The organism is Pseudomonas fluorescens (assembly GCF_902497895.1).
Classification (GTDB): Bacteria; Pseudomonadota; Gammaproteobacteria; order Pseudomonadales; family Pseudomonadaceae; genus Aquipseudomonas; species Aquipseudomonas fluorescens_BP.
The window spans coordinates 1-519 of record NZ_CABVHQ010000172.1; the positions used below are offsets into that span (position 1 = coordinate 1).

The 519-nt window shown below is 60.5% G+C and carries 1 pseudogene; it reads left to right on the forward strand.

Features of this window, described 5'->3' with window-relative positions:
- Positions 1-519: pseudogene (locus tag F8N21_RS30370) on the forward strand (NAD(P)(+) transhydrogenase (Re/Si-specific) subunit alpha); the annotation flags it as partial.

Genomic DNA, 519 nt, shown 5'->3' on the forward strand with positions numbered 1-519 from the left:
ACGGGTGAAACGCGGGTTGCTGCAACCCCTGAAACCATCAAGAAGCTGATCGGCCAGGGTCATAAAGTCACTGTGCAAAGCGGCGCCGGCATTAGCGCCAGCGTTGTCGACAGTGCCTATGAGGCAGTAGGTGCGACCATTGGCAGTGCCAACGATGCGTTTGGCGCAGAGCTGATTCTCAAGGTCGTCGCTCCCAGCGACAGCGAGCTGGCTCTGATCAAGAGCGGCGCTGTCGTGGTGGGCATGCTCAATCCGTTCAGCAATGAAACCATTGCCAAACTGGCTGAGTGTGGCATCACCGCCTTCGCCCTTGAAGCCGCGCCGCGCACCTCCCGTGCACAGAGCCTTGATGTGCTGTCGTCCCAGGCCAACATTGCCGGCTATAAAGCCGTGCTGGTAGCCGCTTTCCACTATCCACGCTTCATGCCGATGCTGATGACCGCTGCGGGTACCGTGAAAGCTGCACGGGTGCTGATTCTCGGCGCCGGCGTGGCGGGTTTGCAGGCAATCGCTACCGCC